Raw genomic sequence first — 24,526 nt, 5'->3', positions numbered from 1 at the left:
GGTCATTGGCCGGCAGAACCGGGGAAGAAGCCGTCAGACAGTGATTTCAACGCGTCGGGCAACCGCGGCCCGAGGCCGCCCATCAGCAAGGTTGGATCGAGCTCCATGACTCGCCCGTCCCTGGCCGCGCGGGTCGAGGACAGGATCGGATTTTCCTTGAACAGCGCTGCCCGCGCGGCGTCGCCGCTGAGCGCACGATCGGCAAACACCAGCACGTCAGGGTCCAGGCTGACCAGCGATTCGACAGAAAAAGGTTTGTAGCCGGAATGTGTTGCCAGGTTGTGCCCACCGGCCTTTTGCAGCAACCAGTCGGCGGCGGTGTCCTTGCCGGCGATCAGCGGTTTGCCACCGGCATGGCCGAGCAGCATCAGGACACCCGGCGACTTTTCCTTCAATTGCGCCCGGGTGACCCGGACCTTCTGCTGCTCGAGTTGCTGCTGATACCCCTGCAGCAATTGCGCCGCCCGGTCTTGCGCGCCAAGCAACTTGCCCAGGTGCTGCAGATTAGCCTGCAAGGTCGGCAGGTCCGGCTGGGCGGAGAACAGCTCGACTTGCACGCCGGCACTGCGAACCTGGGAAAGCACCGGCGGCGGCCCCATTTCTTCGGTGCCGATCAGAATCTGCGGGCGCAAACTCAAAATACCCTCGGCTGACAACTGCCGCTGATAACCGATGCTGGGCAGGGCCTTCAGGGATTCAGGATGCTGGCTCGTGGTATCGACGCCCACCAGTTTCGACTCGCCACCCAGCGCGCTGACCCACTCCGACAGCGCGCCACCGGCACTGACCCAACGTTGTGGCAACTCGGCCGCTGCGGCGTGACAACTGGCGAGAAGTCCGACACAGAGCGCAGCAACGCGGGTACTCAGGCGCATAAACAGCTTCCTTGAAAGTTTTCCCAGGCATCGAGATGACAGGCCAAGTATCCTCGGCATCCGGCACCTGCCCAGCCGATGGGCGAAGCGGCCATTTGATAATTGTTTGCATTTGAACGTCAAGCTCGGACATATCCGGTCACTAGACGCGGCACTTGAGGATAGACATGAAGTTTCTTTGTACCGGCGCCGAACTGGCCGATAACAGCAGCCGCGGTTTCGAGATCGACGGCCAGAAACTCTTTGCCGTGCGCCGGGGCGGTCAGGCTTACGTCTATATCAATCGCTGTCCGCACCGGGGCGTCGGGCTGGAATGGACCCCCAACCAGTTTCTCGACCCCAGCAACAGCCTGATCCAGTGCGCCACCCATGGTGCACTGTTTCTGATCGAAGACGGCGAATGCGTCGCCGGCCCGTGCGCCGGGCAATCCCTGGCCAGCGTCGACTGCCGCGAGGACGACCAAGGGCTCTGGGTCAGTCTTTAACCGTTGAGCAACACCTCCAGACGTCGATCGACCACCATCTCTTCGTGACTCAACCGCACCCCGTAGGCCAGTACTTCGACCCCACAGGCCACCGCCTCACGTAGCGCAGCGGCGTAGGCTGAATCGATGTCTTCGGCAGGTCGCACCGCATCGATTCCGGTGAGGTTCACGCAGTACAACTGCACCGCGCGAATTCCGTCCCGCGCCAGATGGGCCAACTCCCGCAAATGCTTGGCCCCGCGCAGCGTCACCGCATCAGGAAACGCTGCTACCAACGAGCCGTCGTAACCCAGGGTTACACTTTTGACTTCCACATAGGCCGGCCCACTTGGGTAGTCGAGGCGGAAATCGATGCGGCTGCTTTCCTGGCCATAGGCCACTTCACGCTTCAGTCCGGTAAAGCCGTTCAGCTCGGTGATGACGCCGGCCCGCAATGCCTCCTCGATCAAGCCGTTGGCCCGCCCGGTGTTCACGCAAAACAGCCGCCCCTGCGGGGTTTCCCCGACCTCCCAGGTGCCGGGCAGTTTGCGTTTCGGATCATTGGAACGACTGAACCAGACCTCTCCGCCCTCGACCTGGCAATTGAGCATGGAACCGGTGTTCGGGCAGTGAATGGTCAGCAGCTCGCCGTCAACAGTCTGGATATCCGCAAGAAAACGCTTGTAGCGCCGGATCAGGCGGCCTTCTTCTAGTGGGGGATCAAAGCGCATCAGCCTTGCCAGCTCCGCAAGCCGCGCGCAATCCGCTCGACCGCTTCCTGCAAGCGCACCAGACTCTGGGTGTAGGCAAAACGCACGTGATGCCCGGCCTGATAACGTCCGAAGTCCAGTCCTGGCGTGATCGCCACATGTTCGGTTTCGAGGAAATGTCGGCAGAACGCGAAGGCATCACCGCCGAACTTGCTGATATCGGCGTACAAGTAAAAAGCCCCTTCCGGTTCCACGGCGATGCCGAAGCCCAATTCCCGCAAGGCCGGCAGCAGGAAATCCCGACGCCGGCCGAATTCGGCGCGACGCTCTTCCAGGATGCTGATGGTGGCCGGTTCAAAGCAGGCCAGTGCGGCGTGCTGGGCCATGCTTGGGGCGCTGATGTAGAGGTTCTGGGCCAATTTTTCCAGCTCACCGACCGCGGCTTCGGGCGCCACCAGCCAACCGAGTCGCCAGCCGGTCATTCCGAAATACTTTGAAAAACTATTCAGGACAAAGGCGTCGTCATCCACTTCCAGCACACTGGCCGCGTCGGTGCCATAGGTCAAGCCGTGGTAGATCTCGTCCACCACCAGATGGCCGTGACGCACTTTGATGGCGGCGGACAGGCCCGCCAACTCGTCCCGGGTCAGGATGGTCCCGGTTGGATTGGCCGGCGACGCCACCAGCGCACCGACGCTGTCGTGATCCCAATGACGGGCCACCAGGTCCGGCGTCAGCTGATAACGCACGTCCGGACCGACAGGAACAAGCTGCGCCGCGCCTTCCACCAGCCGCAGGAAATGCCGGTTGCACGGGTACCCCGGGTCCGCCAGCAGCCAGTGCTTGCCCGGGTCCACCAGCAGGGCGCTGGCCAACAACAGCGCGCCAGAGCCGCCGGGAGTGATGAGAATCCGCTGCGGATCGATATTCAACCCGTAACGCTGCTGATAGAAGCCTGAAATGGCCTCGCGCAACTCAGGAATGCCGCGCGCAGCGGTATAACGGGTCTTGCCCGCCGTCAGTGCCGCCTGGCCGGCCTGGATGATCGGCTCGGCGGTGGTGAAATCCGGCTCGCCGATTTCCAGGTGGACCACGTCGTGGCCGGCGGCTTGCAGTTCATTGGCCCGCGCCAGCAGCGCCATGACGTGGAAAGGTTCGATCGCGCGACTGCGGGCACTGTAGGGCTGAGCCATTGGCCTTCCTTCAACAGGGAAAAGAATCGATTCTACCCAAGCGCAGGAACGAGCGAGAACCTAAAGCTGTCAGAGCCATATGACGCTGGTCTCAAACGACTCAAGCGTATGCCCCAGGTTTGGCTAAAATCAATATTTGATCAGGTCTCCAGCACCACCAGACAAAGCTTCGCATACATTTGCGAGCACCGAAGGCCACGACCTCGACATCCGGGAGTGGCGCGGTCCGATTTGATCTGGTAAGTTCGCCCGCTTGCAGCCGCAGGGCCGGCAGGTGTCGGTGATGGAGCAATCCTGCGCAATGGATTACAAGAGTAGAGGCGGTCCATTTCATGCCCACCCAAGCAAAGCAGCAAAACCAGTCGATCAGCGGCTTCGAACCCTACAAAGAAGTGAAGGGCGAGGAATACATGGGCAAGCCCATGCGCGCTCACTTCACCAAGATCCTGAACAAGTGGAAACAGGACTTGATGCAGGAAGTCGACCGTACGGTTGATCACATGAAAGACGAAGCGGCCAACTTTCCGGACCCGGCAGACCGTGCCAGCCAGGAAGAAGAATTCAGCCTCGAATTGCGCGCCCGCGATCGCGAGCGCAAGTTGATCAAGAAAATCGACAAGACCCTGCAATTGATCGAAGACGAAGAGTATGGCTGGTGCGAGTCCTGCGGCGTCGAAATCGGCGTCAAGCGACTGGAAGCCCGCCCTACCGCCGACATGTGCGTCGATTGCAAGACCCTGGCGGAAATCAAGGAAAAGCAAGTCGGCAAGTGATCTCGACTTGAACGAAAGAACGGAGCGTGCGAACGCTCCGTTTTTGTTTCCGCAATTCGCCCCCGACAGCGCACCTGTGGGAGCGAGCCTGCTCGCGAAGGGGAACTCAGCTTCAATATCAATGTTGACTGACACACCGCTTCGCGAGCAGGCTCGCTCCCACAGGGGCCTGGTGCAAGCCTGGAAAAGTAACATCGCCCTTATGATCGCCACCACCTACATCGGACGCTTCGCCCCCACGCCCAGCGGGCACCTGCATTTCGGTTCGCTGGTCGCCGCGCTGGCGTCGTACCTCGACGCGCGTGCGGTGGGTGGTCGCTGGCTGATGCGCATGGAAGATCTCGATCCGCCGCGGGAAGAACCCGGCGCCCAGGCGGCCATTCTCAAGGCGCTGGAAAGCTACGGTTTCGAGTGGGATGGCGAGATGGTCCGACAGAGCGACCGGCACGAGGCCTACGCCGAAGTGCTCAATCGTCTGTTCAATCATGGCCTCGCCTACGCCTGCACCTGTTCGCGCAAACAACTGGAGCGCTATCACGGCATTTATCCGGGCCTGTGCCGCAACGCCGGTCACGGCACCGAAGATGCGGCGATTCGCCTGCGGGTTCCCGAGCTGGAATACCACTTCATCGACCGGGTCCAGGGCGAATTCCGCCAGCACCTGGGCCGGGAAGTCGGCGATTTCGTGATCCGCCGCCGCGACGGGCTCTACGCCTATCAGCTGGCGGTGGTGCTGGACGATGCCTGGCAAGGCATCACCGATATTGTCCGGGGCGCCGACCTGCTGGACTCCACCCCGCGCCAGCTCTACCTGCAGGAGCTGCTTGGCCTGCCACAGCCGCGTTACCTGCATATCCCGCTGATTACCCAGCCCGACGGCAACAAGCTCGGCAAATCGTACCGTTCGCCGCCGTTGAGCGAAGACCAGGCGACGCCCTTGTTGCTGCGTGCGTTGCGCGCGCTCGGGCAAAACCCGGGCGCCGAACTGGCTTACGCCACACCACGGGAAGTGCTGGACTGGGGCATCGTCCACTGGGATGCATTGAAGATCCCGCGCACACTCCACCTGCCCGAAGCGCAACTACAGTGATCACACTTGCAGTAGCGCGCCCATCCGTTACCATCGCCGCACGATTTCGGGCACGCGCATAAAGAAGAGAGGCCGGGATGTACATCTATCGCTTGGTCCTGCTCCTGGTAGTGGGGATTTATCTGTTCTCCCCGGCCATCATGGATTGGTGGATCGACGCTACTGGCGCCTGGTATCGCCCCTATCTGCTCTGGCTGATCCTGATCGTCGTGACCTTCATCCTGCAGAGCCAAAAAGATGCCGATGAGCTTTAGCCTGACCCAGATGATCCTGATCAGCGCCGCCTACCTGGCGGTGCTGTTCGGCGTCGCCTGGGTCAGCGAACGGGGTATGATTCCCCGGGCGATCATTCGCCACCCGCTGACCTACACCCTGTCGCTGGGCGTCTATGCCAGTGCCTGGGCGTTTTATGGCACGGTAGGCCTGGCCTACCAGTACGGCTATGGTTTTCTGTCCAGCTACCTCGGCGTCTCCGGGGCGTTTTTGCTGGCGCCGGTGTTGCTGTATCCGATCCTGAAGATTACCCGCACCTATCAGCTGTCTTCCCTGGCCGATTTGTTCGCGTTCCGCTTTCGCAGCACCTGGGCCGGCGCACTGACGACCATCTTCATGCTGATCGGCGTGCTGCCGTTGCTGGCCTTGCAGATTCAGGCGGTGGCCGACTCCATCGGCATCCTCACCCGCGAACCGGTTCAGCATCGCGTGGCCTTGAGCTTCTGTGCGCTGATTACCCTATTCACGATTTTCTTCGGCTCGCGTCATATCGCCACCCGTGAGAAACATGAAGGCCTGGTGTTCGCGATTGCCTTCGAGTCGGTGATCAAGTTGATCGCCATTGGCGGCGTCGGCCTGTATGCGCTGTATGGCGTGTTCGACGGCCCGCAACAGCTGGAGTTGTGGCTGCTGCAAAACCAGACCGCCCTCGCGGCCCTGCATACGCCGCTACAGGAAGGCCCATGGCGCACGCTGCTGCTGGTGTTCTTCGCCTCGGCGATCGTCATGCCGCACATGTATCACATGACCTTTACCGAAAACCTCAACCCGCGCTCCCTGGTGAGCGCCAGCTGGGGCCTGCCGCTGTTCCTGCTGCTGATGAGCCTGGCTGTGCCGTTGATTCTCTGGGCGGGCTTGAAACTCGGCGCCACCACCAACCCGGAATACTTCACCCTGGGCATCGGTATCGCCGCCAACAGCAAAGCCCTGGCGCTCCTGGCGTACATCGGTGGCTTGTCGGCGGCCAGCGGGCTGATCATCGTGACCACCCTGGCGCTGTCCGGGATGGCGCTGAACCACCTGGTGTTGCCGCTCTACCAGCCGCCGGCCGAAGGCAATATCTACCGCTGGCTGAAGTGGACCCGCCGGGCGCTGATCGTCGCGATCATCATGGCTGGCTACGGTTTCTACCTGATGCTCGGCGCCGAGCAGGACCTGGCCAACCTGGGCATCGTCGCCTTCGTCGCCACCCTGCAATTCCTGCCGGGCGTACTGTCGGTCCTGTACTGGCCGACCGCCAACCGCCGCGGTTTCATCGCCGGTCTGCTCGCCGGGATTCTTGTATGGCTGGTCACCATGCTGCTGCCGCTGGTCGGCAATCTGCAGGGGTTCTATATTCCGCTGCTGAACATGATCTACGTGCTGGACGACACCAGCTGGCATATGGCGGCCATCGCCTCGCTGGCAGCCAACGTGCTGATGTTCACCCTGATTTCGCTGTTCACCAACGCCAGCGCCGAAGAGGCCAGCGCCGCCGAAGCCTGCGCCGTGGACAACGTGCGTCGCCCGCAACGCCGGGAACTGCACGCCGCCTCGCCACAGGAGTTCGCCACGCAGCTGGCCAAACCCTTGGGCGCCAAGGCTGCACAGAAAGAAGTCGAGCAAGCCCTGCGCGACCTTTATCTGCCCTTCGACGAGCGCCGGCCTTACGCCCTGCGCCGTTTGCGTGACCGGATCGAAGCCAACCTGTCCGGCCTGATGGGGCCGAGCGTGGCCCAGGACATGGTCGAAACCTTCCTGCCTTATAAGGCCGGCGGCGAAAACTACGTCACCGAAGACATCCACTTCATCGAAAGTCGCCTCGAGGATTACCACTCGCGCCTGACCGGGCTTGCCGCCGAACTCGATGCCCTGCGCCGCTATCACCGCCAGACCCTGCAGGAATTGCCGATGGGTGTTTGTTCCCTGGCCAAGGATCAGGAAATCCTCATGTGGAACAAAGCCATGGAGGAATTGACCGGGATTGCCGCCCAACGTGTGGTCGGCTCGCGCCTGAGCACCATCGCCGACCCGTGGAAAGCGCTGCTGCAGGGCTTCATCAACCTGCCCGACGAGCACTTGCACAAGCAGCACCTGGCCCTCGATGGCCAGACCCGCTGGCTGAACCTGCACAAGGCGGCGATCGACGAACCCCTGGCGCCGGGTAACAGTGGCCTGGTGCTGCTGGTGGAAGACCTGACCGAAACCCAGATGCTCGAAGACAAGCTGGTGCACTCCGAGCGCCTGGCCAGCATCGGTCGCCTGGCCGCCGGCGTGGCCCATGAAATCGGCAACCCGATCACCGGCATCGCCTGCCTGGCGCAGAACCTGCGCGAAGAGCGCGAAGAAGACAGCGAACTGAAGGAAATCAGCGGGCAGATCCTCGAACAGACCAAACGCGTGTCACGTATCGTTCAGTCGCTGATGAGCTTTGCCCACGCCGGCAGTCATCAGCACAGTGACGAGCCCGTCTGTCTGGCCGAAGTGGCCCAGGATGCCATCGGCCTGCTGGCCCTGAACCGGCGCAATTTCGAGGTGCAGTTCTACAACCTGTGCGACCCCGACCACTGGGTCGCAGGCGACCCTCAGCGCCTGGCGCAAGTACTGATCAACCTGCTCTCGAACGCCCGTGACGCCTCGCCTCCGGGCAGCGCGGTGCGGGTCAAGAGCGAAGCCGGCGAACACACGGTCGATTTGATCGTCGAAGACGAAGGCAGCGGTATTCCCTCGAGCATCATGGACCGACTGTTCGAACCTTTCTTCACCACCAAGGATCCTGGCGAAGGCACCGGTCTGGGCCTTGCACTGGTCTATTCCATCGTTGAAGAGCATTATGGACAAATCACCATCGACAGCCCGGCTGATGTTCAAAGCCAACGCGGCACCCGTATCCGGGTGACCTTGCCGCGTCATGTCGAAGCGACGTCCGCTGTGAACTGAGACCGTCGAGAGTATCGAATCAATGCCGCACATTTTGATCGTCGAAGACGAAACAATTATCCGCTCCGCCTTGCGCCGCCTGCTGGAACGTAACCAGTACCAGGTCAGCGAAGCCGGTTCAGTGCAGGAAGCACAAGAACGCTTCACCATTCCCACGTTCGACCTGATCGTCAGCGACCTGCGTCTGCCTGGCGCGCCTGGCACCGAGTTGATCAAACTCGGCCAGGGCACTCCGGTGCTGATCATGACCAGCTACGCCAGCCTGCGTTCGGCAGTCGACTCGATGAAGATGGGCGCGGTGGATTACATCGCCAAGCCTTTCGATCATGACGAAATGCTCCAGGCCGTCGCGCGAATCCTGCGTGACCGGCAATCGGCGCAGGTCAGCGGCGAACCTGTCGTCGGCAAAGCCACCAATGGCGCGGCAAAACCGGGTGTCGACAACAGCAACGGTGAAATCGGCATCATCGGCTCATGCCCGCCAATGCAGGATCTGTACAGCAAGATCCGCAAAGTCGCGCCAACCGACTCCAATGTCCTGATCCAGGGCGAGTCCGGTACTGGTAAAGAACTGGTGGCGCGTGCCCTGCACAACCTGTCCAGGCGCGCCAAGGCGCCGATGATTTCGGTGAACTGCGCGGCCATTCCGGAAAGCCTGATCGAGTCCGAACTGTTCGGCCACGAAAAAGGCGCGTTCACCGGCGCCAGCGCCGGGCGTGCCGGCCTCGTAGAAGCGGCCGATGGTGGCACCCTGTTCCTTGACGAAATCGGCGAACTGCCGCTGGAAGCCCAGGCCCGCCTGCTGCGCGTGCTGCAGGAAGGTGAAATTCGCCGGGTGGGTTCGGTGCAGTCGCAGAAGGTCGATGTACGCCTGATCGCTGCGACTCACCGGGACCTCAAGAGCCTGGCGAAGATCGGCCAGTTCCGGGAAGACTTGTACTATCGCCTCCACGTGATCGCCTTGAAACTGCCGGCCCTGCGCGAACGCGGCGCGGACGTCAACGAAATTGCCAATGCCTTCCTGGCGCGGCAGAGCGCGCGAGTCAATCGCACCGACCTGAGGTTTGCCGCGGACGCCGAGCAGGCGATTCGTCACTACTCCTGGCCGGGTAACGTTCGCGAGCTGGAAAATGCCGTCGAGCGCGCGGTCATCCTGTGCGAGAGCCCGGAGATTTCCGCCGAACTGCTGGGTATCGACATCGAGCTGAGCGACCTGGAGGAAGACGACTTCATCGGCCTGGCGCCGCAACAGGGTAACAGCGCCGGGAACAACAGCCATGAGCCGACCGAAGACCTGTCACTGGAAGACTACTTCCAGCACTTCGTTCTGGAACATCAGGACCACATGACCGAAACCGAGCTGGCCCGCAAACTCGGGGTCAGTCGCAAATGCCTGTGGGAGCGCCGTCAGCGCCTGGGCATTCCCCGGCGCAAGACCGGCGTGGCCAGCGAGAGCTGAACCGCAGCTGTCCGATGTGCGGGTAACACCTGACAAACGTGAAGAAACTGTTACCTCAGCTTTCTCACGTAACAGAAGCCGGGGCTTACGGTAACGAAGCCCCGGTTTTTTTGGGCCTCGAAAAACCCGTCCAGAGCACCTAACCCCTTGTTTTGCTGGGCCTCACAAAAGTTGGCACGCACCCTGCTATATGTTTGGTACAAGAACAATAACAAGCAATGCACAAGACAATAAAAATAAGACGAATCGACTCACGCACAATAAAAACAAGACGGCGAGAGGCGCAGCTAACTGATTCTTTTGGAGAGGCGTTGTATTTGGGGCATGCCCCACGACCAGGCCGAGAACAATAAAAACTGTCTTCAGACAGTGCCTGAACTGGTTGGATCGCAAGATCACTGCAACACAGCGACCAAAGCAATCCGTTTGCTCTTGGCTCCCGATTGGGAGGGTCATGAAGGAAAAACTTCATGGCGAGGGCACTCAACAAAAACAAGAAGCCCGAATCAAAAATAAAAATAGAGCATGCAACTACTTTCTTGGGGAGCTTCGGCTCCCCTTGTAGTTTCCGCGATTCAACATCCCCTCCACCCCGCTTCCTGTAGGAGCGAGCTTGCTCGCGAAAAACCTGAGGACACCACTGGGTATCTGATTTAACGCGTTATCGTTCACGTTTTTCGCGAGCAAGCTCGCTCCTACATCTGCTGTCTCCTACACCATCCCCCGACTAAATGCTAGAATCCCCGCCCATCATGCGGTCATTCTTCGTTATGGCCGAACATTCCTTCAAACAGTGCATCCCATGCTGAAGAAGCTGTTCCAGTCATTCCGTTCTCCCAAGCGTCATACGCAACACATTCGCAGCACGCCTGAAGTGCTCAACAGCGGTCAACATTCGCTGCAAAAGGCGCAGTTCAGCCGTTACGCGGTGAATATCGTCGAACGCCTGCAGAACGCCGGTTACCAGGCTTATCTGGTCGGTGGTTGCGTGCGCGACATGCTGCTGGGCATCACGCCAAAAGACTTCGACGTTGCCACCAGTGCCACACCTGAACAGGTCCGGGCCGAATTCCGCAATGCGCGGATCATCGGGCGTCGATTCAAACTGGTGCACATCCACTTTGGCCGCGAAATCATCGAAGTCGCGACCTTCCGTGCCAATCATCCGCAAAACGACGAGGAAGAAGACAGCAACCAGTCTTCTCGCAACGAGAGCGGACGCATCCTGCGCGACAATGTCTACGGCACGCTGGAAGAGGACGCGCAGCGCCGCGACTTCACCATCAACGCCCTGTACTACGATCCTGTCAGCGAGCGCATTCTCGATTACGCCAATGGCGTACACGACATCCGCAATCATTTGATCCGCCTGATTGGCGACCCGAAGCAACGCTACCAGGAAGACCCGGTGCGGATGTTGCGGGCCGTTCGTTTTGCCGCCAAGCTGAATTTCGGCATCGAAAAACACAGTGCCGCGCCCATTCGTGAACTGGCGCCGATGCTGCGCGAGATTCCGTCGGCCCGTCTGTTCGAAGAAGTCCTCAAGTTGTTCCTCTCCGGCCATGCCGCGGACACCTTCGAGATGCTGGTCGACCTGCAGTTGTTCGATCCGCTGTTCCCGGCCAGTGCCGAAGCGCTGGAATACAACCCGACGTACACCCACACGCTGATCAGTGAAGCCTTGGTCAATACGGACCTGCGGATCAAGCAGAACAAACCGGTGACCCCGGCGTTCCTGTTTGCAGCCCTGCTCTGGCCGGCCCTGCCGGCGCGAGTCCTGCGTTTGCAGGAACGTGGCATGCCGCCCATTCCGGCCATGCAGGAAGCGGCCCATGAGCTGATTGCCGAACAGTGCCAGCGGATCGCGATTCCGAAACGCTTTACCATGCCGATCCGCGAGATCTGGGACATGCAGGAGCGCCTGCCCCGCCGCAGCGGCAAACGTGCCGACCTGTTGCTGGACAATCCACGCTTCCGCGCCGGTTACGACTTCCTGCTGCTGCGCGAAAGCGCCGGCGAGCAGACCGATGGCCTGGGCGAATGGTGGACGGACTATCAGGACGCCAACGACAGCGAACGGCGGGACATGATCCGCGACCTAAGCGGCAAGGACGACGGTACTGGCGCTCCGCGCAAACGTCGCCGCAGCGGTGGCGCCAAGCGCAAACGCGCAGCCGGCGCACCGAGCGCCCCGGGCGAGTAAGCCATGGAACGCATCTACATCGGCATGGGCAGCAACCTGGCTGACCCCGCCGAACAATTGCGCAGCGCGATCGATGGGCTGGCGCAGTTGCCGCAGACCGAACTGGTCGGGGTTTCCGCGTTTTATCAAAGCGATTCGCTGCTGCCCGGTCAACCGCGATACACCAACGCGGTAGCCGCCCTCGATAGCACGCTGCCACCGCTGGAGCTGCTGGATGCGCTGCAAGCGATCGAAAATGGCCAGGGCCGCGAGCGCCTGGAACGTTGGGGGCCCCGTACGCTGGACCTCGACATTGTGCTGTTCGGTGATCGGCTGATCGACGAGCCTCGCCTCAAGGTCCCTCATTACCATCTGCAGGAACGGGCTTTCGTCCTGTATCCCCTGGCCGAACTGGCGCCAGCGGACTTGCGTCTGGCCGATGGCCGCACACTCCCGGAATTGCTCGCTGCCTGCCCGTTCGTCGGCCTGGAACGCCTCCCCCAAAATTGACGCAGATCCCTTGTGGGAGCGAGCCTGCTCGCGAATGCGGTGTGTCATTCAGCACACCTGTTGACTGACACACCGCATTCGCGAGCAGGCTCGCTCCCACAGGGGGGTTTGTGTCTTATACAAGACCTGCGCCTGCTGAAACGCATCAGTCCTCCCCGGTAACACCCCACACGTAACAACGCGGTAACACACCCAATTGACTTCCCGAGTTCTCCTCACGACTATAGGCGTCCCGCTGCCGCCAATACGGCGTTAAAGGGCGCAATCCAGGCCTTCAAAGCACGACAACAGACCGTGCGCCTGTATTTAACGAAGAATCACGCGCGTTACTCGCAGTAGTTTCCACAGCGCCTGAATGAGGAACTTTTCATGCCAGCCATCACCCTGACCACGCTGCAAGGTCTCAAGCAAAAAGGTGAGAAGATCACCATGCTGACCTGCTATGACGCCACTTTCGCCCACGCTTGCAATGAAGCGGGTGTCGAAGTGCTGCTGGTGGGCGACTCCCTCGGCATGGTTTTGCAGGGTCACGACAGCACCCTGCCGGTCACCACCGCTGAAATGGCTTATCACGTGGCAGCCGTCAAACGCGGCAACGCCGATGCGTTGATTCTTGCCGACCTGCCCTTCATGGCTTACGCCACTACCGAACAAGCCATGACCAACAGCGCGCTGTTGATGCAGGCCGGTGCGCATATGGTCAAGGTCGAAGGTGCCTTGTGGCTCGCGGACTCGATCCGCCTGCTGGCTGAGCGCGGCATTCCGGTATGCGCGCATATGGGGCTGACGCCGCAATCGGTGAACATCCTTGGCGGTTACAAAGTCCAGGGCCGCAACGAAAACCAGGCGCGGCAGATGCGTGCCGACGCGATCTCCCTCGAACAGGCCGGCGCGGCAATGCTGCTGCTCGAATGCGTGCCCAGTGAACTGGCCGTAGAAATTTCCCAGGCGGTGAAGATCCCGGTGATCGGCATCGGTGCCGGCAGCGGCACCGATGGCCAGGTGCTGGTTCTGCACGACATGCTGGGGCTGTCCATCACCGGCCGCGTGCCAAAGTTCGTGAAGAACTTCATGACTGGCCAAACCAGCATTCACGCGGCCTTGAGCGCTTACGTCACTGAAGTCAAAGCGGCTTCTTTTCCAGGTATCGAACACGGATTCTCTGCATGAACACCGTCAAAACCGTACGCGAACTGCGGGCCGCCGTGGCCCGTGCCCGCGGCGAAGGCAAGCGCATCGGCTTCGTGCCGACCATGGGTAACCTGCACAGCGGTCATGTCGCGCTGATTACCAAGGCCACCCAACGGGTGGATTTCGTCGTCGCGAGCATTTTCGTCAATCCGCTGCAATTCGGCGCCGGCGAAGACCTCGACAAATACCCCCGCACCCTCGCCGCCGACCAGGAAAAACTGCTCCAGGCCGGTTGCCATTTGCTGTTCGCGCCATCTGTCGAAGAAATGTACCCAGAGGGCACCGCCGGCCAGACCCGGGTCAGTGTTCCGCAACTCTCCGAAGGTTTGTGCGGCGCCAGCCGTCCCGGGCATTTCGAAGGGGTGGCGACGGTCGTCAGCAAGTTGTTCAACATGGTCCAGCCGGATCTGGCGATCTTCGGTCAGAAAGACTTCCAGCAACTGGCGGTGATCAAATCCCTGGTCCATGACCTGAACATGCCGATCCAGATCATTGGTGAACCGACCGTGCGCGCGGCCGATGGCCTGGCGCTGTCGTCGCGCAATGGTTTCCTCAGCGAAGAGCAGCGGGCGGTTGCGCCGATTGTGTATCGCACGCTGTCGGCGATTGCCGAAGCCATCAAACAAGGCGACCGCGATTTCCCGGCGTTGATCTCGGCGCAGCTCCAGCAGCTGGAAGCGGCTGGCCTGCGCCCGGATTACCTGGAAATTCGCCACGCCAAGACCTTGCGCCCGGCGACTGCGCAGGATCGGGACCTGGTGATTCTGGCGGCGGCGTTCCTCGGCACCACGCGGTTGATCGACAACCTGCACCTGAACCTCGACGCCCCCGCATAAAACACCGCCCCCCCTGTAGGAGCTGGCTTGCCAGCGAAGGCGCCGTGTCAGTCGACATATGTATTCACTGACCCACCGTCTTCGCTGGCAAGCCAGCTCCTACAGGGGTCTGCGGCAATTTCAAAACCGTATTCCTGCCTTCGATACCTTCGATCATGTTGCCGGTCCGGTCCGATTGATCGAACCGAGTCCTGCTTCCTCCTCCGCCTGTCGGACTATTCCCGGTTCGATGTCAAAAAAGTACCGGAAACAGGTCAGACAAAGTCAAGACAGATCACCGCGCGGGAGTTACTGTATTCGCCCTGCGCCATGAAATCGTGTCGACGCAGTTGACCGGACCGCCCACCCACAGCGCTCCGGGATTTTTAGTGTTCAAAAGGCCGTTCAAGTAAAAAGGAAACCCGCAGCGATGGCGTACTACCGCACTCCTCACGATGTGACCGCTCTGCCCGCCTGGCAAGCGTTGAAAGATCACCGCCAAGCCATGCAGGATTTCAGCATGCGCGAAGCCTTCAATGCCGATCCGCAGCGCTTTACTCAATTCACCCTCAGCAGCTGTGGTCTGTTTCTCGACTATTCGAAGAACCTGATCAACGCCCAGACCCGCGATCTGCTGGTGGGCCTGGCCAACGAAGTCGACCTCCAGGGCGCGATCAAAGCGCTGTTCGACGGCGAAATCGTCAACTCATCGGAAGGTCGTCCGGCCTTGCACACCGCCCTGCGCCGCCCGGTGGGCGACAAGCTGTCGGTCAACGGCGTCAACGTAATGCCGGAAGTGCACAAGGTACTGAACCAGATTACCGACCTTGTGGGCCGTATTCACGATGGTCTGTGGCGTGGTTACACCGAGAAGCCGATCACTGACGTGGTGAACATCGGCATCGGGGGCTCCTTCCTCGGCCCGGAGCTGGTCTCCGAAGCGCTGCTGTCCTACGCGCAGAAAGGCGTACGCTGCCATTACCTGGCGAACATCGATGGCACCGAATTTCACGAACTGACCATGAAGCTGCGCGCCGAGACCACGCTGTTCATCGTCTCGTCGAAATCCTTCAACACCCTCGAAACCCTGAAGAATGCTCAGGCCGCGCGTGCCTGGTACCTGGCTCAAGGTGGCTCGGAAGCCGAGCTGTATCGTCACTTCATTGCCGTCTCCAGCAACAACGCGGCGGCCGTGGCGTTCGGTATCCGTGAAGAAAACATCTTCCCGATGTGGGATTGGGTCGGCGGGCGTTACTCGCTGTGGTCCGCCATCGGCCTGCCGATTGCCCTGGCCATCGGCATGTCGAACTTCAAGGAACTGCTGTCCGGTGCCTACACCATGGACCAGCACTTCCAGAGCGCGCCATTCGATCAGAACATGCCGGTGCTGCTGGCGTTGCTCGGCGTCTGGTACGGCAACTTCTGGGGCGCGCAGAGCCATGCGATCCTGCCGTACGACCACTACCTGCGCAACATCACCAAACACCTGCAACAGCTGGACATGGAATCCAACGGCAAGAGCGTGCGTCAGGACGGCACTCCCGTGTCCACCGACACCGGTCCGGTGATCTGGGGTGGCGTAGGTTGCAACGGTCAGCACGCTTATCACCAATTGCTACACCAGGGCACCCAACTGATCCCGGCCGACTTCATCGTGCCGATCGTCAGCTTCAACCCGGTGTCCGACCACCACCAGTGGCTGTACGCCAACTGCCTGTCGCAAAGCCAGGCGCTGATGCTCGGCAAGAACCGCACCGAGGCAGAAGCCGAATTGCGTGACAAGGGCGTGAGTGAAGAAGAGGTGCAGAAAATCGCACCGCACAAGGTGATTCCGGGCAACCGTCCGAGCAACACCTTGGTGGTCGAGCGCATCAGCCCGCGTCGTCTCGGCGCGCTGGTGGCGATGTACGAACACAAAGTCTTCGTGCAAAGCGTGGTCTGGGGTATCAACGCCTTCGACCAGTGGGGCGTGGAGCTGGGCAAGGAGCTGGGCAAAGGCGTCTACAACCGCCTGGTCGGCAAAGAAGAAACCCCGGCTGACGATGCTTCCACCCAAGGCCTGATCAACTACTTCCGCGGTCGTCACCGCGGGTGATCCGACGCCATTCCTTGTAGGAGCTGGTTTGCCAGCGAAGCGGCGTATCAGTCGACACATTTGTTGAATGATACACCGCCTTCGCTGGCAAGCTAACCTTGTAGGAGCTGGCTTGCCAGCGAAAGCGGCGTATCAGTCGACACACATGTTGAATGACACACCGCCTTCGCTGGCAAGCCAGCTCCTACGAGGGTCGTGTAGCTCCCCTCTTGTCGCCAAACAAGAATAAGGAACCGTCATGTTCGATATCAGCACGTTTCCCCAAGCCGATGCCGTCCGCCAGGCCGCTCAGTTAAGTCAAGACGACTATCAGCGCCTGTACCGTCAATCCATCGAGCACCCGAGCGACTTCTGGGCTGAACAAGCCAAACGCTTTCTCGACTGGAGTGCCCCTTGGGACACTGTCCAGCGCTATAACCTGAAAACCGGTGAGGCCAGTTGGTTCGCTGGCGGCAAGTTGAACGTCAGTTATAACTGCATCGACCGCCACCTGGAAAAGCGCGGCGATCAGGTCGCGATCATCTGGGAAGGCGACGACCCTGCCGAATCCACTCAGATCACCTACAAAAAATTGCATCACCACGTCTGTCGCCTGGCCAACGTGCTCAAAAGCCGTGGCGTGAAGAAAGGCGATCGGGTGTGCATCTACATGCCGATGATCCCCGAAGCGGCTTATGCCATGCTCGCCTGCACGCGGATCGGTGCGGTGCATTCGGTGGTGTTTGGGGGTTTCTCCCCCGACTCTGTGCGCGACCGTATTCTCGACGCCGACTGCCGCACCGTGATCACCGCCGATGAAGGCGTGCGCGGCGGCAAGGTCGTGCCGCTCAAGCAGAAGGTCGACAAGGCGCTGCTAAGTTGCCCGAACGTCAGCACAGTCATTGTGGTCGAGCGCACCCAGGGCGAGGTCGACTGTGTCGAAGGTCGCGACCTGTGGTATCACCAGGCGCTACGCGACGCCAGCGACGATTGCCCGCCTGAGCCGATGGACGCCGAAGACCCGCTGTTCATCCTCTACACCTCCGGCAGCACGGGTAAACCCAAAGGCGTGTTGCACACCACGGGCGGCTACCTGCTGCAGGCGGCCATGACCTTCAAGTACGTGCTCGACTACCGCGACGACGAGGTGTTCTGGTGCACCGCCGACGTCGGCTGGGTCACCGGCCACAGCTACATCGTCTACGGTCCGCTGGCCAACGGCGCCACCACCCTGATCTTCGAAGGGGTACCCAGCTACCCGAGCAGCTCGCGCTTCTGGCAGGTCATCGACAAGCACCACGTGAACATCTTCTACACCGCACCGACCGCCCTGCGCTCGCTGATGCGCGAAGGCCTCGAACCCTTGAAGGAGACGTCCCGCGCAAGCCTCAGATTACTCGGCAGTGTCGGTGAGCCGATCAACCCGGAAGCCTGGGAATGGTATTTCAATGCCGTCGGCGAACAGCGTTGCCCGATCGTCGACACCTGGTGGCAGACCGAAACCGGCGGCATCATGCTCAGCCCCCTGGTCAGCGCCCAACGAATCAAGCCCGGCTGCGCCACGCAACCGATGTTCGGCGTGCAGCCGGTGCTGCTGGATGAAGTGGGCAAGGAGATCAATGGCGCCGGCAGCGGCGTGCTGGCGATCAAATCCAGCTGGCCGGCGCAGATTCGCAGTGTCTACAGGGACCCGCAGCGGATGATCGACACTTACTTCAAGCCTTATCCCGGCTATTACTTCACCGGCGACGGCGCGCGGCGCGACGAGGACGGCGACTACTGGATCACCGGACGCATCGACGATGTGATCAATGTTTCCGGGCACCGCATCGGCACTGCCGAAGTGGAAAGCGCCCTGGTGCTGCATGACAGCATCGCCGAAGCAGCGGTGGTCGGCTATCCCCACGACGTCAAGGGCCAAGGCATCTATGCCTTCGTCACCCCCATGAACGGCACCGAGCCCAACGACGAACTGAAGAAAGAATTGCTGGCGCACGTCAGCGAGGAAATCGGCAGCTTCGCCAAACCGGACTTGATCCAGTGGGCCCCGGCGTTACCAAAAACCCGCTCGGGCAAGATCATGCGGCGGATTTTGCGCAAGATCGCCTGCAATGAGCTGGACACGTTGGGCGACACGTCGACCCTGGCTGATCCCGGCGTGGTGCAGGAGCTGGTCGATCAACGCCTGAACCAGTAAGGTGTGCGCGGGCCCTTGTAGGAGCTGGCTTGCCAGCGAAGGCGGTGTGTCAGTCGACACATGTATGAACTGATACACCGCTTTCGCTGGCAAGCCAGCTCCTACAGGGGGGCGCATCAGCCCCGCGCCAGATCTTCCCCCACCGAGTCGCCATGGAATTCATCCGCACCCGCATCGAAACCCAGATCATGAGCCTGACCGGTCTGTCCCTGGGCAAGCTCGACCTGGAAAACCCCAAGGGCGACCCCGGCCTGTTCGGACCCGATTCGGTGAGCTGGCAAGTGCATGGCGACTTCAGCAGCATGCTGATCGGCGGCATCAGCGCCCTGATGCTGCAAGCCCTGCACCCACTGGCCCTGGCCGGCGTCTGGGACCATTCGAATTTTCGCCAGGACATGCTCGGCCGCCTGCGGCGTACCGGGCAATTCATTTCCGGCACCACGTTCGGTTCGCGAAAGGACGCCGACTGGCTGATCGAGAAAGTCCGCACCATCCACCTGCAAGTGACCGGCACCGCCCCTGACGGCCGGCCTTATGCCGCCAGCGACCCCGGGCTGCTGACCTGGGTCCACGTGGCCGAGGTCAGCAATTTCCTCGCCGCGCACCTGCGTTACCGCAATCCGAAGCTGTCCCTGGCCGATCAGGATCGCTATTACGCCGAAATTGCCATGGTCGCAGAGCGCCTGGGCGCATGTGATGTCCCCCGGTCACGACAGGACATTGCCGATTACCTTGAGCACATGCGCCCACAACTGCTGTGCGACGAGCGCAGTCGGGAAGTGTTGCGACTGCTGTTGAACGCTCCTGCCCCCAGCCGCCTGGCCAGGCCTTTTGGCGGTTTGATGATGCAGGCCGGGATTGACCTGCTGCCGGACTGGGCCAGCGACATGCTGGGCGTGAACCAGGGCCCGCTGCAACGCACGTTGATCCGCGCCAGCGTCAATCGTAGTGCGCCGATGTTGCGCTGGGCGGTGCGTAATGGGTCGGTGCAGCAGGCCAGGCGACGGATGGGCCTGTAGGAGCGAAGCTTGCTCGCGAAGACATTATTCCAGCCGCAGGATATGGGTTGGCTGTATCGGCCCCTTCGCGGGCAAGCCTCGCTCCTACAGGTTCTTCTTCCCTATAACTGTTAAACTCCCGCGCCCGAATTCCTCCTGCAAGGCGCCCAGCATGTCTTCCTTGAATCAGGCGCTGCGCGCCGCCCTCGATCATCGCCAGGACCTGCTCGCCGAGCTGCACCAGCAAGGCACCGATTGCTATCGGCTGTTCCACGGCAGCCAGGAAGGTGCCGGCGGCCTGACAATCGACCGCTACGGTCCGCAACTGCTGGTGCAAAGCTTTCACCAGTCCCTGGAGCGCGATGCCCTGCTGCAACTGCGCGACACTATCGATCAGCGCCTCGGCCTCGCCACCCTGCTGGTGTACAACGACCGCTCCCGGGGCAACTCGCGCATCGACCGCGAAGACACCGTCTACCGCGCCGATGAAGCCGCCCTGCAAGACCTGATCGGCCATGAATGGGGCCTGAACTACAGGGTTCGCGGTCGCCATGCAGGCCAGGACCCACTGCTGTTCCTCGACCTGCGCAACACCCGGGGCTGGGTCAAGGCGCACAGCCAGGACAAAACAGTGCTGAACCTGTTCGCCTATACCTGCGGCGTTGGTCTGAGCGCCGCAGCCGGTGGCGCCCGTGAGGTGTGCAACCTGGACTTCGCCGAAGGCAACCTCGCGGTCGGTCGCGAGAACGGGCTGCTCAATCCGCAGCTGCCCGGCATGCAGTTCATCCAGTCCGACTACTTCCCGGCGATCCGCCAGTTTGCCGGCCTGCCTATCAGCCAGCGCCGCGGGCAGAAACTGCCGAGCTATCCGCGCCTGGAACCGCGCCAGTACGATCTGGTGCTACTGGATCCGCCAGCCTGGGCCAAGAGTGCATTCGGCACCGTCGACCTGCTGCGCGACTACCAGAGCCTGCTGAAACCGGCGCTTTTGACCACCGCCGACAATGGCGTGCTGATCTGCTGCAACAACCTGGCGAAAGTCAGCATGGACGACTGGCGCGACCAGGTTTTGCGGTGTGCCGAGAAAGCCGGGCGTCCGGTGCGTGAGTGGACAGTGATGAAACCGGGCGGCGATTTTCCGTCCATGGATCAACAGCCACCGCTGAAAACGCTGATCCTGCAGCTCTGACATTCAGCAACAGGGTAAAACAAATCCCGAAAGCGCCGTGGCTTCGGAACCAGAATCGCGTGCCATACTCCAAGGCACTCCGATTCAGACAAATGAAGCCGCACATGTCCAAAGGATTGATTCGCGCCATTGGCGCTCTGTTGACCGCGCTGGCCCTCTACAGCCTGTTGGGGTTTCTGATTTTACCGGGCATCGCATTGCGAGTGGCCAACCAGCAGTTGGCCAACTACGCCACGACGCCCGCCACGCTTACGCGGATCGAGCTCAACCCGTTCAGCCTTGAGGTCACCCTCTGGGGCCTTATCATTGGTGAGCCGGGCAAGGAACAGGTCGGCTTCGAGCGCCTGTACGCCAATCTGCAGATCGACAGCCTCTGGACCAAGGCGCTGCACCTGTCCGATATCGAACTGGACAAACCCAAGACCGAAATCCTCTTCGGCAAGGACGGCAAGCTCAACCTGCTGGGATTGTTCAAGCTGCCCGCCAGCGAGCCGACGCCGGCCGACCCGGATGCCAAACCCTTCCCCCTGCGGGTCGAGCGCATCAAACTGGCCCGCGGCTACGTGCACTTCCAGGATGCACGCCCCAGCGAACCCATCGAATTCCTCTACGACAAGCTCGACTTTGAGCTGAAGAACCTCAGCACCCTGCCCGAAGACAGTGCCGACATGACCTTGATGGCCGTCGGCCCGGGGGGAGGACAGCTCGACTGGACCGGCAACTTCAGCCTGATCCCGCTTGCCTCCGAAGGTAAGCTGAAAATCACCGACGGCAAGATGAAATCCTTTTGGCCCTATGTACGTGACGCGGTGCCACTGGTGCTCGAAGACGGCGTCGTCAGCCTCAGCACCGACTATAAGCTTAACTTGTCCAAGGAAACCGAACTGCTGCTGAGCAACGTCGCGGTCAGTATCGCGCCATTTGCCATCAAGGCACCGGACGGTCGGCCGCTGGCGAAACTGGCGCGCCTGGACGTCAGCGACACCACGGTGGACCTGGCCAGGCAGCAAGTAGTGGTCGGCAAGATCCGCAGCCAGAAACTGGAAACCTGGGCGGCCCTGGAAGCGGACGGGCAACTCGATTGGCAGAAGCTGTTCGCCAGCCAACCGTCCAAAGCGGCGGTCAAAGCCAAAGCCGAACCGGCGAGTACGCCAGCCGCCGCCGATTCGCCCAAACCTGAACCTGCTCCGCCGAGCAAACCGTGGCAGGTGCTGCTCAAAGACGTGCAACTGCGCGATTACCAGGTGCATCTGGCTGACCGCAAGGCGCAACCGCCCGTGGCCCTGGACGTCGGTCCGCTGAACCTGGACCTGCAGAATTTCGACAGCCTCAATGGTTCGCCCTTCAACCTCAAGCTCGATACGGGCGTGGGCAAGCAAGGCAAACTCATGGCGGACGGCGAGGTCAACGTGGCTCCGGTCAGCGCCAGGCTGAAGGTGCAAACCAGGGACATCGACCTGCGGGTCGCGCAGTCCTACATCAACCCGTTCATTCGCCTCGAACTGCGCAGCGGCATGCTCGGCAGCGATCTGGCGGTCGACTTGAAAAGCACCGAGCCGCTGGCGTTCAGCGTTACCGGGCGCGCTCAGGTCGATCAGTTGCATACCCTCGACACCCTGAAAACCCGCGACTTCCTCAAGTGGCAGCAACTGGTGCTCGAAGGCCTGAACTATCAGCATGGCGACAGGCTGTCGATCGACAGGGTCAACCTGTTCCAGCCCTATGCGCGCTTCATGATCAACGACGACCGCACCACTAACGTCGATGACCTGCTGATCCCGCAACCGCCTGATGCCAGTGCCAAGACCGCCGCGGCCAAACCCGCGGCCAAGGACAAACCACTGGGCATCCACATTGGCGGCATTGCCATCAATGACGGCTCGGCCAACTTCGCCGACTTCAGCCTGACGCCGAACTTCGCCACTGCCGTCCAACAGCTCAATGGACAGATCGGCACCATCGACAGTCGCCAGGCGAAACCGGCCAGTGTCGACATCAAAGGCAAGGTCGACCGCTATGCACCGGTGACCATCAAGGGTTCGGTCAACCCGTTCGACCCGATGGCAAGCCTCGACATCGCCACCAGTTTCAAACGGGTGGAACTGACGACCCTGACGCCCTACTCCGGAAAATTCGCCGGCTACCGCATCCGCAAGGGCCGGCTCAATCTCGACCTGCATTACCTGATCACCAAAGGCCAGCTCAAGGCCGAAAACAAGGTGGTGGTCGAACAGCTGCAACTGGGTGAAAAAGTCGACAGTCCGGATGCGGTAAGCCTGCCATTGAAACTCGCCATCGCCTTACTGAAAGACGTGGACGGCAAGATTTCCATCGAGCTGCCGGTCACCGGTGACCTGAACAATCCACAGTTCAGCGTCATGCCTATCATCTGGCAGACCCTGCGCAACCTGGTCGTCAAGGCCGCCGCTGCGCCATTCAAGATGATTGGTGGCCTGGTCAGTGGCGGTGGTTCGCAAGATCTGGGCACGGTCTCGTTTGCGCCGGGTTCCAGCGACCTGAGCAAGGAGGCCGAGGGTTCGTTGATCAAACTGTCCCAGGCGCTCAAGGAACGTCCGGCCCTGCGCCTCGAGATCGAGGGGACTGCCGCGCAAAGCAGTGATGGCCCGCTGATTGCCGAGCAACGTCTGGAACGGGAATACAAGTACAACTACTACAAAATGCTGCAGCGCCGTGGTGACAAGGTGCCGGCCAACGCCGCGCTGGTGGAAGTACCGGACAGCGAGAAAGGACCGCTGCTGGAGGGCATTTACCGCACACGCCTGAAGACTCAGCCCCCCGCCGAATGGAAGGATCTGGGCAAGGAAGAACGCACCGCGAAAATGCGTGAGGGCGTGATCAAATTCTGGAGTTCCAGCGACGTGTTGTTGCGGCAGCTGGGTCAGGATCGCGCCAGCAGCATCAAGGACTATCTGGTCGACAAGGCTCAGTTGGCCGACGAACGCGTGTACTTCGTCGACGCCAGCCTGGGTCAGGCGGAAAGCGACGGTCGGGTGATCACCCCACTGCATCTGGATGCCGAATGATGCTCAGGCCATGGCTGACAGGCCTGACCCTGGCGTTGGCTGCGAGTCACGCGGCGGCCGCGGATACCCTGCGCTGCGGCAGTCAACTGATCAGCGTCGGGGACAGGTCCGGCGAGGTGCTGCACAAATGCGGTGAACCGGTCAGCCGCGATGTGTTGGGCTACAAACGTAGCCCCGACCGACGGGAAGAGTTCCAGGTCGAGGAATGGACCTACGGGCCAAACGGCGGGATGTATCAGTATTTGCGGTTTGAAGGTAATCGCTTGAAGCAGATCACCAGCAAACGCGGTAACTGAAGATCAAAAGATCGTCCAAGTGGATTGAATACCTGTAGGAGCCGGCTTGCCGGCGAAGGCGGTGTGTCAGTCGACACTGTTATTGACTGACAGGCCGCCTTCGCCGGCAAGCCGGCTCCTACAGGGGATCGGCGTACACTTGTCGAAGCTATCTTTTGCTTTTTCCAATAGAACAGGCCCCGGGCACGAATGCCCGAGGCCTGTAATGGCCACGTCCTTGTGGCCTTTCGCATGAACTCTCAAGTTGCGGCAGACGTATGACTCGGCCCGTCTG

The 24,526-nt window shown here is 61.0% G+C and carries 19 protein-coding genes; 16 read left to right on the top strand and 3 right to left on the bottom strand.

Annotated elements, in window-relative coordinates:
* Window positions 1–2: 2 nt before the first annotated feature.
* The gene (locus F8N96_RS07430) at window positions 3–875 is read right to left on the bottom strand and encodes a heme/hemin ABC transporter substrate-binding protein (RefSeq protein ID WP_150797255.1); all 873 of its coding nucleotides are present in this window, start codon (window positions 873–875) and stop codon (window positions 3–5) included.
* A gap of 167 nt (window positions 876–1,042) precedes the next feature.
* Here F8N96_RS07430 and F8N96_RS07425 point away from each other — a divergent pair, with 167 nt between their 5' ends.
* Window positions 1,043–1,360 carry a Rieske (2Fe-2S) protein gene (locus F8N96_RS07425; RefSeq protein ID WP_150797254.1) on the top strand — a complete coding sequence of 106 codons (318 nt, stop codon included), beginning with the start codon at window positions 1,043–1,045 and terminating at the stop codon, window positions 1,358–1,360.
* On the opposite strand, the gene sfsA is transcribed toward F8N96_RS07425, so the two are convergent.
* Together sfsA and F8N96_RS07415 are read right to left on the bottom strand one after the other, a co-directional pair.
* Entirely contained in the window at window positions 1,357–2,070 is a 714-nt protein-coding gene (gene sfsA, locus F8N96_RS07420; RefSeq protein ID WP_150797253.1) for a DNA/RNA nuclease SfsA, read from the bottom strand. The two genes, F8N96_RS07425 and sfsA, sit on opposite strands and share 4 nt — an antisense overlap.
* On the bottom strand, window positions 2,070–3,242 hold the full coding sequence (locus tag F8N96_RS07415; RefSeq protein WP_150797252.1) for a pyridoxal phosphate-dependent aminotransferase: 1,173 nt from the start codon (window positions 3,240–3,242) through the stop codon (window positions 2,070–2,072). Before F8N96_RS07415 ends, sfsA begins: the two co-directional genes overlap by 1 nt.
* Before the next feature lie 332 nt (window positions 3,243–3,574).
* On the opposite strand from F8N96_RS07415, the gene dksA reads away from it, so the two are divergent.
* From dksA to F8N96_RS07335, 15 genes are all read left to right on the top strand, one after another.
* Window positions 3,575–4,015 carry an RNA polymerase-binding protein DksA gene (dksA, locus tag F8N96_RS07410; RefSeq protein ID WP_007902025.1) on the top strand — a complete coding sequence of 147 codons (441 nt, stop codon included), beginning with the start codon at window positions 3,575–3,577 and terminating at the stop codon, window positions 4,013–4,015.
* A 202-nt stretch (window positions 4,016–4,217) separates the two neighbouring features.
* On the top strand, window positions 4,218–5,105 hold the full coding sequence (gene gluQRS, locus F8N96_RS07405; protein WP_150797251.1) for a tRNA glutamyl-Q(34) synthetase GluQRS: 888 nt from the start codon (window positions 4,218–4,220) through the stop codon (window positions 5,103–5,105).
* Between the two features lie 77 nt (window positions 5,106–5,182).
* A complete protein-coding gene (locus F8N96_RS07400) occupies window positions 5,183–5,359 on the top strand; it encodes a hypothetical protein (protein WP_003176118.1) in 177 nt (58 codons plus the stop codon).
* Entirely contained in the window at window positions 5,343–8,297 is a 2,955-nt protein-coding gene (locus tag F8N96_RS07395) for a sensor histidine kinase (protein WP_191630715.1), read from the top strand. Before F8N96_RS07400 ends, F8N96_RS07395 begins: the two co-directional genes overlap by 17 nt.
* 22 nt (window positions 8,298–8,319) lie before the next feature.
* Window positions 8,320–9,756: a sigma-54-dependent transcriptional regulator gene (locus F8N96_RS07390; protein WP_150797249.1), complete on the top strand. Its 1,437-nt coding sequence runs from the start codon at window positions 8,320–8,322 to the stop codon at window positions 9,754–9,756.
* Window positions 9,757–10,558: 802 nt separating this feature from the next.
* On the top strand, window positions 10,559–11,959 hold the full coding sequence (locus F8N96_RS07385; protein ID WP_150797248.1) for a polynucleotide adenylyltransferase PcnB: 1,401 nt from the start codon (window positions 10,559–10,561) through the stop codon (window positions 11,957–11,959).
* Between the two features lie 3 nt (window positions 11,960–11,962).
* Complete coding sequence (gene folK, locus F8N96_RS07380) at window positions 11,963–12,448, top strand: 2-amino-4-hydroxy-6-hydroxymethyldihydropteridine diphosphokinase (protein ID WP_150797247.1); 486 nt, start codon at window positions 11,963–11,965, stop codon at window positions 12,446–12,448.
* A gap of 369 nt (window positions 12,449–12,817) precedes the next feature.
* The gene (gene panB, locus F8N96_RS07370) at window positions 12,818–13,618 is read left to right on the top strand and encodes a 3-methyl-2-oxobutanoate hydroxymethyltransferase (RefSeq protein WP_150797246.1); all 801 of its coding nucleotides are present in this window, start codon (window positions 12,818–12,820) and stop codon (window positions 13,616–13,618) included.
* Window positions 13,615–14,475 carry a pantoate--beta-alanine ligase gene (gene panC / locus F8N96_RS07365; protein ID WP_150797245.1) on the top strand — a complete coding sequence of 287 codons (861 nt, stop codon included), beginning with the start codon at window positions 13,615–13,617 and terminating at the stop codon, window positions 14,473–14,475. Before panB ends, panC begins: the two co-directional genes overlap by 4 nt.
* 409 nt (window positions 14,476–14,884) lie before the next feature.
* Window positions 14,885–16,549 (top strand): glucose-6-phosphate isomerase, encoded by a 1,665-nt coding sequence (gene pgi / locus F8N96_RS07360; protein WP_150767936.1) that lies wholly within the window; start codon window positions 14,885–14,887, stop codon window positions 16,547–16,549.
* Between the two features lie 238 nt (window positions 16,550–16,787).
* Window positions 16,788–18,725, top strand: a complete 1,938-nt coding sequence (gene acs / locus F8N96_RS07355; RefSeq protein ID WP_150797244.1) for an acetate--CoA ligase — start codon at window positions 16,788–16,790, stop codon at window positions 18,723–18,725.
* A gap of 152 nt (window positions 18,726–18,877) precedes the next feature.
* Complete coding sequence (locus F8N96_RS07350; RefSeq protein WP_150797243.1) at window positions 18,878–19,744, top strand: oxygenase MpaB family protein; 867 nt, start codon at window positions 18,878–18,880, stop codon at window positions 19,742–19,744.
* Window positions 19,745–19,895: 151 nt separating this feature from the next.
* Window positions 19,896–20,912 (top strand): class I SAM-dependent rRNA methyltransferase, encoded by a 1,017-nt coding sequence (locus tag F8N96_RS07345; RefSeq protein ID WP_150797242.1) that lies wholly within the window; start codon window positions 19,896–19,898, stop codon window positions 20,910–20,912.
* A gap of 104 nt (window positions 20,913–21,016) precedes the next feature.
* A complete protein-coding gene (locus F8N96_RS07340) occupies window positions 21,017–23,956 on the top strand; it encodes a DUF748 domain-containing protein (protein ID WP_150797241.1) in 2,940 nt (979 codons plus the stop codon).
* A complete protein-coding gene (locus F8N96_RS07335) occupies window positions 23,956–24,252 on the top strand; it encodes a DUF2845 domain-containing protein (protein WP_150797282.1) in 297 nt (98 codons plus the stop codon). Before F8N96_RS07340 ends, F8N96_RS07335 begins: the two co-directional genes overlap by 1 nt.
* Window positions 24,253–24,526 lie beyond the last annotated feature (274 nt).

Source organism: Pseudomonas fluorescens (genome assembly GCF_902497855.1).
Classification (GTDB): domain Bacteria; phylum Pseudomonadota; class Gammaproteobacteria; order Pseudomonadales; family Pseudomonadaceae; genus Aquipseudomonas; species Aquipseudomonas fluorescens_BI.
This window is presented reverse-complemented; position numbering and strand designations above follow the sequence as displayed.

Coding starts and splice junctions, on each gene's coding strand:
- F8N96_RS07430 (WP_150797255.1), bottom strand. CDS start 875: ATGCGCCTGAGTACCCGCGTTGCTGCGCTCTGTGTCGGACTTCTCGCC.
- F8N96_RS07425 (WP_150797254.1), top strand. CDS start 1,043: ATGAAGTTTCTTTGTACCGGCGCCGAACTGGCCGATAACAGCAGCCGC.
- sfsA (WP_150797253.1), bottom strand. CDS start 2,070: ATGCGCTTTGATCCCCCACTAGAAGAAGGCCGCCTGATCCGGCGCTAC.
- F8N96_RS07415 (WP_150797252.1), bottom strand. CDS start 3,242: ATGGCTCAGCCCTACAGTGCCCGCAGTCGCGCGATCGAACCTTTCCAC.
- dksA (WP_007902025.1), top strand. CDS start 3,575: ATGCCCACCCAAGCAAAGCAGCAAAACCAGTCGATCAGCGGCTTCGAA.
- gluQRS (WP_150797251.1), top strand. CDS start 4,218: ATGATCGCCACCACCTACATCGGACGCTTCGCCCCCACGCCCAGCGGG.
- F8N96_RS07400 (WP_003176118.1), top strand. CDS start 5,183: ATGTACATCTATCGCTTGGTCCTGCTCCTGGTAGTGGGGATTTATCTG.
- F8N96_RS07395 (WP_191630715.1), top strand. CDS start 5,343: ATGCCGATGAGCTTTAGCCTGACCCAGATGATCCTGATCAGCGCCGCC.
- F8N96_RS07390 (WP_150797249.1), top strand. CDS start 8,320: ATGCCGCACATTTTGATCGTCGAAGACGAAACAATTATCCGCTCCGCC.
- F8N96_RS07385 (WP_150797248.1), top strand. CDS start 10,559: ATGCTGAAGAAGCTGTTCCAGTCATTCCGTTCTCCCAAGCGTCATACG.
- folK (WP_150797247.1), top strand. CDS start 11,963: ATGGAACGCATCTACATCGGCATGGGCAGCAACCTGGCTGACCCCGCC.
- panB (WP_150797246.1), top strand. CDS start 12,818: ATGCCAGCCATCACCCTGACCACGCTGCAAGGTCTCAAGCAAAAAGGT.
- panC (WP_150797245.1), top strand. CDS start 13,615: ATGAACACCGTCAAAACCGTACGCGAACTGCGGGCCGCCGTGGCCCGT.
- pgi (WP_150767936.1), top strand. CDS start 14,885: ATGGCGTACTACCGCACTCCTCACGATGTGACCGCTCTGCCCGCCTGG.
- acs (WP_150797244.1), top strand. CDS start 16,788: ATGTTCGATATCAGCACGTTTCCCCAAGCCGATGCCGTCCGCCAGGCC.
- F8N96_RS07350 (WP_150797243.1), top strand. CDS start 18,878: ATGGAATTCATCCGCACCCGCATCGAAACCCAGATCATGAGCCTGACC.
- F8N96_RS07345 (WP_150797242.1), top strand. CDS start 19,896: ATGTCTTCCTTGAATCAGGCGCTGCGCGCCGCCCTCGATCATCGCCAG.
- F8N96_RS07340 (WP_150797241.1), top strand. CDS start 21,017: ATGTCCAAAGGATTGATTCGCGCCATTGGCGCTCTGTTGACCGCGCTG.
- F8N96_RS07335 (WP_150797282.1), top strand. CDS start 23,956: ATGCTCAGGCCATGGCTGACAGGCCTGACCCTGGCGTTGGCTGCGAGT.